The organism is Tahibacter caeni, from assembly GCF_024609805.1.
GTDB lineage: Bacteria > Pseudomonadota > Gammaproteobacteria > Xanthomonadales > Rhodanobacteraceae > Tahibacter > Tahibacter caeni.
Genome location: NZ_JANFVR010000307.1, coordinates 1 through 5649, shown reverse-complemented (window position 1 = coordinate 5649; position 5649 = coordinate 1). Strand labels below are relative to the sequence as shown.

Sequence of the window (5649 nt, the reverse complement as noted above, 5' to 3'; positions counted from 1 at the left end):
CGGCCGCGGCCGGCGCCGCCCCCTGCGGAACCGCTGCGCCGGCCGCGGCGGACTGTGCTGGCACGGGGGCTTCTTCCGGTTCGGGCCGTGCGATCAGGCGATAGCCCAGCCGCGGCACGGTCTCGATGTAGCGTGGTGCGCGCGGGTCGTCGTCGAGCAGCTGGCGCAGCTCGGCGATCGCGCGCGACAGCGCTTCGTCATTGACGTAGCGGCCTTCCCAGACGTCGCCGAGCAACTGCTCGCGGCGGAGCAGGGTGTCCGGTTCGCGCGCGAGGCGCAGCAGCAGCTGCATCTGACGCGGCTGCAGGCGCACGCGCCCGCTCGCGGCGATCAGTTCGTGATTGGTCGCGTCGACCAGCCAGCCGCCGAGGCGAAAGCGCGCGGACGAGGCCGGGCCGGCGGCGGAGGATGCGCCGGCCGTCATGCGCAAGTGGTTGATGCGCAAGCGCCGGGAACTTGCGCACGGATCGCGAACGGTTGGCGCAGGACGGTGCGTGCCGCGGCGGCCGAGCCTGCGTCCTCCTTTTCCCGGCTGGAGGCCGCGCATGCGCCGCGTGCTGAGTGGATGGTTCGGTGGTTCGGTCCTGCTTTCACTGTGTTTCTCCCTGCACGCCGTCCAGGCGGCGTCCTGCGACGAGGTCCGTGTCCTCGTCAGCGGCTACTACAGCAACGTGCACGTCTATGATGCCTGTACGGGTGCGTTCGTGCGCAATCTCGACGAGGACGGACGCATCCATGGGGCCCAGGCGGTCAAGCTCGGCCCCGACGGCCGGCTCTGGGTCGTCAGCGAGGAAGCGAGCACCCTGCTGCGCTACGACGCCGACACCCTGGCCTTCGTCGACACCTTCGCACGCGTCGATCCGGGCTGGGGCATGACCGGCGTCGCGTTCAGCGGCGGCGGCGCCTACGTCGGCAGCTACGCGACCGGCGCTCTGCGCCGCTTCGACCTGGCCAGCGGCGCGGCCGAGAACCTGCCGCTGGCCGGCACCACCCTGCTGCGCGGGCCCGACAACGGCCTGATGAGCGCGCCCGACGGCAGCCTGTACATCCCGGGCTACGACAGCAGCAACGTCGTGCGCTTCGATCCGGTCGGCCGCAGCTATGCGCAGTTCGTCGCGCCGCGCGACAACGGCCTGCGCGCGACGCGCGGCCTGCTGCTGAACCCGGCCGGCGACCTGCTTTATGTCAGCGGCGAGCGCTCCAACCAGATCCTGCGCTACCGCTTCCCGGGCGGCGGCCTGGATAAGGTGCTGACGACATCCATTGCCACGCCCACCGGACTGGCCTGGCATCCGGACGGTTCCCTGCTCGTCGCCGGCAACGGCGCGCGCGGCGTGGGCGTGCTCAAGGTCGACGCCGCGACCGGCGAGGAAAAGTCGCTGCTGATCCCGGTCGGTTCCGGCGGCCTGTCGGGACCGACCTACATCGCGGTCATCCCCAGGCCGCGCGGCGCGGCCGAGACGCCGGACCCGGCGCGCATCGGCTCGCAGTACTGGCTGACCGCGCTGGGCCGGCTGCAGGGCAGCCAGGTCGAGCTCGAGGCAAACACCGCGCTCGGCGCCGCCTTCGGCGCGGCGTTCGATCCGGCCCAGGTGCGCAAGCCGCGCTGGGGCAGCCTGCGCCTGAACTTCCTGAGCTGCACCGAGGCCGAGCTGACCTGGAGTTCGCACGGCGAGGACAGCGCGCGCTTCGGCGACGGCGGCTACCGCATCGAGCGCATGCTGATCACGCCGGCCGTGACCGACTGCCGGCGTACCGGCATCGGCGGCGCACCGAACACGAACTGGCTGCAAGGCGCCTGGTACGGCGGCCCGGCGCGCGACGGCGAGGGCTTCATGCTCGATACCGACGGCAGCGGCCTCGTGTTCCTGACCTGGTTCACTTACCGCCCGGCGCAATAGCCGCGCTCTTCGCGACGTGGTCCGGACGTCGTCCGGGCCCTTGGCGCCCGACCCTCGGCCGGGCGCCTCTTTTGCGTCGGAATGGCCGGGCTCGCCGCCCCGGATGGCCGGCATTGCCGGCGGCGGCCGAAAACCGTACCATTTCGGTCCACTTTCGGACCGCGGCCATGCTACGCGTCAGCAAACTCACCGATTACGCGACCGTCGTCATGACCGTGCTCGCCGAAGCCGGCAGCGAGGTGCTCAGCGCCCAGGTACTCGCCGAGCGCGCGCGGCTCGAAATCCCCACCGTCTCCAAGCTGCTAAAACAGCTCGTGCATTCCGGCCTCGTCGAGTCCTTTCGCGGCGTCAACGGCGGCTACCGCCTCGCGCGTGAACCTGCCGCGATCTCGGTCGCCGAGATCGTCGTCGCGATGGAAGGGCCGATCGGCATGACCGAATGCAGCGTGACCAGCGGGCTCTGCGACCACGAACACCACTGCGGCGTGCGCGGCAACTGGCAGCGCATCAATCAAGCGATCGCCGAAGCCCTGGCCAGCGTGACATTGGCCGACATGATGAAACCGCCGGGGCCGAAGCGGCCCGTTCCGACGCCGCTGCGCGTCGCCCTGGCATGAACGATCTCTAGGCAGCCCATGGCCACCGAACGCAACGACATCGAGAACGCGCTGAACCGGCGCTACGAAGCCGGTTTCGTGACGGACATCGAAACCGAATACCTGCCGCCCGGCCTGTCCGAGGACGTGATCCGTCAGCTCTCGGCCAAGAAGCACGAGCCGCAGTGGATGACCGACTGGCGCCTCAAGGCCTACCGCCACTGGCTGACGATGCCGGTGCCGGAATGGGCGAAGCTCAGTATCGGTCCTATCGACTTCCAGGCGATCAGCTACTACGCGGCGCCGAAGGCGCGGCCCGGATCGCTCGACGAGGTCGATCCCAAGCTGCTCGAAACCTACGACAAGCTCGGCGTGCCGCTGCACGAGCGGGCGAAGCTCGCCGGCGTCGCCGTCGACGCGGTGTTCGACTCGGTCTCGGTCGGCACGACCTTCCGCAAGGAGCTCGCCGAGGCCGGCGTGATCTTCTGCTCCATGTCCGAAGCGATCAGCGAGCATGCGGAACTCGTGCAGAAATACCTCGGCTCGGTCGTGCCGGTCGGCGACAACTACTTCGCCGCGCTGAACAGCGCCGTGTTCTCCGACGGTTCCTTCGTGTTCATTCCCAAGGGCGTGCGCTGCCCGATGGAGCTCAGCACGTATTTCCGCATCAACGCGATGAACACGGGCCAGTTCGAGCGCACGCTGATCGTCGCGGAGGAAGGCAGCTACGTCAGCTATCTCGAAGGCTGCACGGCGCCGCAGCGCGACGAGAACCAGCTGCACGCGGCCGTCGTCGAGCTCGTCGCGCTCGACGACGCGCAGATCAAGTATTCGACCGTGCAGAACTGGTATCCCGGCGACGAGAACGGCATCGGCGGCATCTACAACTTCGTGACCAAGCGCGGCGACTGCCGCGGCGCGCGCTCCAAGATCTCCTGGACCCAGGTCGAGACCGGCTCGGCGATCACCTGGAAATACCCGAGCTGCGTGCTGCGCGGCGACGATTCGACCGGCGAGTTCTACTCGGTCGCGCTGACGCACCACGCGCAGCAGGCCGACACCGGCACGAAGATGATCCACATCGGGCGCAACACCAAGTCCAAGATCATCAGCAAGGGCATCAGCGCCGGCCGCGGCCAGAACAGCTATCGCGGCCTCGTCAAGGTCGAGAAGAGCGCCGAGGGCGCGCGCAACTACACCCAGTGCGACTCGCTGCTGATCGGCAAGAAATGCGGCGCGCACACGTTCCCGTACATCGAGGTCAAGCACCCGAGCGCGATCGTCGAGCACGAGGCGACGACGTCCAAGATCTCCGACGACCAGCTGTTCTACTGCCGCTCGCGCGGCCTCGGCGAAGAGGATGCGGTGTCGATGATCGTCGACGGCTTCTGCAAGCAGGTGTTCAAGGAGCTGCCGATGGAGTTCGCCGTGGAAGCCAAGAAGCTGCTCGAAGTGTCGCTGGAAGGCGCGGTCGGCTGAGCGTGCGCGGCCATGAGCTTCCGGTGCGCGTTTCCGTGCGTGGAGTTCCTGGCGAAATCGTCGCCGAGCCTGCAGGAACTACTGCCATGCGTATCGTCGTTCTGACATTGCTGCTGTTGACCCTGACCGCCTGCGGCGCGCGCGCCGACGGGCCCCACGGTCTCTATCTGATGACGCGGTATTCGGTCGGTACGCTGACGCTGGAGGCGTACCGCTTCGCCGACGGCGCCGTCGTGCGCAACCCGATTGCCGCTGTCGATGAGATCGAGCGCGAGCGCACGCAGCGCCCGCAGGACGTCGGCACGTACCGGCTCGACGGCGGCAAGCTCGTGATGACGTTCGATCGCCGGCCGCTCAGCAGCGAATACGAGCGTGAAGACGGGGGCTGCTTCGGCTGGGACGGGGGCTCGTTCTGCCCGGTCGAGCCGTTCGCGAGCGGCGCGCGCATCGACGGCGTCTACACCGGCGGGGCGAGCGTCGGCGGCGGTGCGGTCATGTCCGCTGCGACGCTGACCTTGCGCGGCGACGGCAGCTACGCGCTGTCGTCGGTCGGCAGCGTGCGGACCGGCACAGAGGCCGGCAGCTTCGGCTCGAGCGCCGAGGAGCAGGGCCGCTACCGCATCGACGAAAACGCGCTGACGCTGATCCCGTCGGGCGGCGCCGAGAAGCGCTTCTCGAGTTTTCCGTACGACGACGGCAGCGCCGGGCCGGCGCCGCGCCGGATCTATTTCGGCGGCGGTATGCTCAAGCGGCAGAACTGAGGCCGTATCCGATCAATCACGTTCCGACTACCTACAGACCATGCTGAAAATCGAAAACCTCCACGTCCGCGTCGCCGGCAAGGAAATCCTCAAGGGATTGAACCTCACGGTGAAGCCCGGCGAAGTGCACGCGATCATGGGACCCAACGGCGCCGGCAAGTCGACCCTCGGCAACGTGCTCGCGGGCCGCGAAGGCTACGAGATCACCGCCGGCACGGTCGACTTCGGCGACAAGGATCTGCTGCAGCTGGAGCCGGAAGAACGCGCCGCCGAAGGCCTGTTCCTCGCGTTCCAGTACCCGGTCGAGATTCCGGGCGTCAACAACACCTATTTCCTCAAGGCCGCGCTGAACGCGCAGCGCAAGTATCGCGGCGAGCCCGAGCTGGACTCGATGCAGTTCCTCAGGCTCGTGCGGGAGAAGCTGCGCGTGCTGCACATCTCCGACGAGCTGCTGCATCGCGCCGTCAATGCGGGGTTTTCCGGCGGCGAGAAGAAGCGCAACGAGATCTTCCAGATGGCGCTGCTGGAGCCGCGCCTGGCGATCCTCGACGAGACCGACTCGGGTCTCGATATCGACGCGCTGAAGATGGTCGCCGAAGGCGTCAACCACATGCGCAGCGCCGATCGCGCGTTCATCGTGATCACGCATTACCAGCGCCTGCTCGACTACATCGTGCCCGACCAGGTGCACGTGCTGGCCGAGGGCCGCATCGTCGAGAGCGGCGACAAGACGCTCGCACACAAGCTCGAAGAGCACGGCTACGCCTGGATCGAGCAGCGCCGCCTGCCGGAGCATTCCGCCGTATGAGCGCGCCGCTGCTGCAAAGCCTCGAACAGGCCTATGCGCAGCTGCCGCCGGCGGCCGTGCAGGCCGGCCGGCTCGGCGACGCGCGCCGCGCGAGCCTGGCCGCC

At 68.4% G+C, this 5649-nt stretch carries 6 protein-coding genes; 5 read left to right on the top strand and 1 reads right to left on the bottom strand.

The genetic code is table 11. The annotated features are described in order from the left end of the window. On the bottom strand, positions 1–445 hold a 445-nt coding region (locus tag NON22_RS19415; protein WP_257388622.1), incomplete at its 3' end, for a winged helix-turn-helix domain-containing protein. 100 nt (positions 446–545) lie between these two features. Here NON22_RS19415 and NON22_RS19410 point away from each other — a divergent pair. The 5 genes from NON22_RS19410 (at position 546) to sufC (ending at position 5545) form a co-directional block, all read left to right on the top strand. Then, positions 546–1901, top strand: coding sequence for a Vgb family protein (locus NON22_RS19410; protein ID WP_257388621.1), 1356 nt, complete (start codon positions 546–548; stop codon positions 1899–1901). Between the two features lie 167 nt (positions 1902–2068). Next, positions 2069–2518, top strand: a complete 450-nt coding sequence (locus NON22_RS19405; RefSeq protein ID WP_257388624.1) for an SUF system Fe-S cluster assembly regulator — start codon at positions 2069–2071, stop codon at positions 2516–2518. An 18-nt stretch (positions 2519–2536) separates the two neighbouring features. After that, entirely contained in the window at positions 2537–3976 is a 1440-nt protein-coding gene (gene sufB, locus NON22_RS19400; protein WP_257388620.1) for a Fe-S cluster assembly protein SufB, read from the top strand. 86 nt (positions 3977–4062) lie between these two features. Further along, positions 4063–4737, top strand: coding sequence for a copper resistance protein NlpE (locus NON22_RS19395; RefSeq protein WP_257388619.1), 675 nt, complete (start codon positions 4063–4065; stop codon positions 4735–4737). Positions 4738–4777: 40 nt separating this feature from the next. Beyond that, the gene (gene sufC, locus NON22_RS19390; protein ID WP_257388618.1) at positions 4778–5545 is read left to right on the top strand and encodes a Fe-S cluster assembly ATPase SufC; all 768 of its coding nucleotides are present in this window, start codon (positions 4778–4780) and stop codon (positions 5543–5545) included. Positions 5546–5649: the final 104 nt, after the last annotated feature.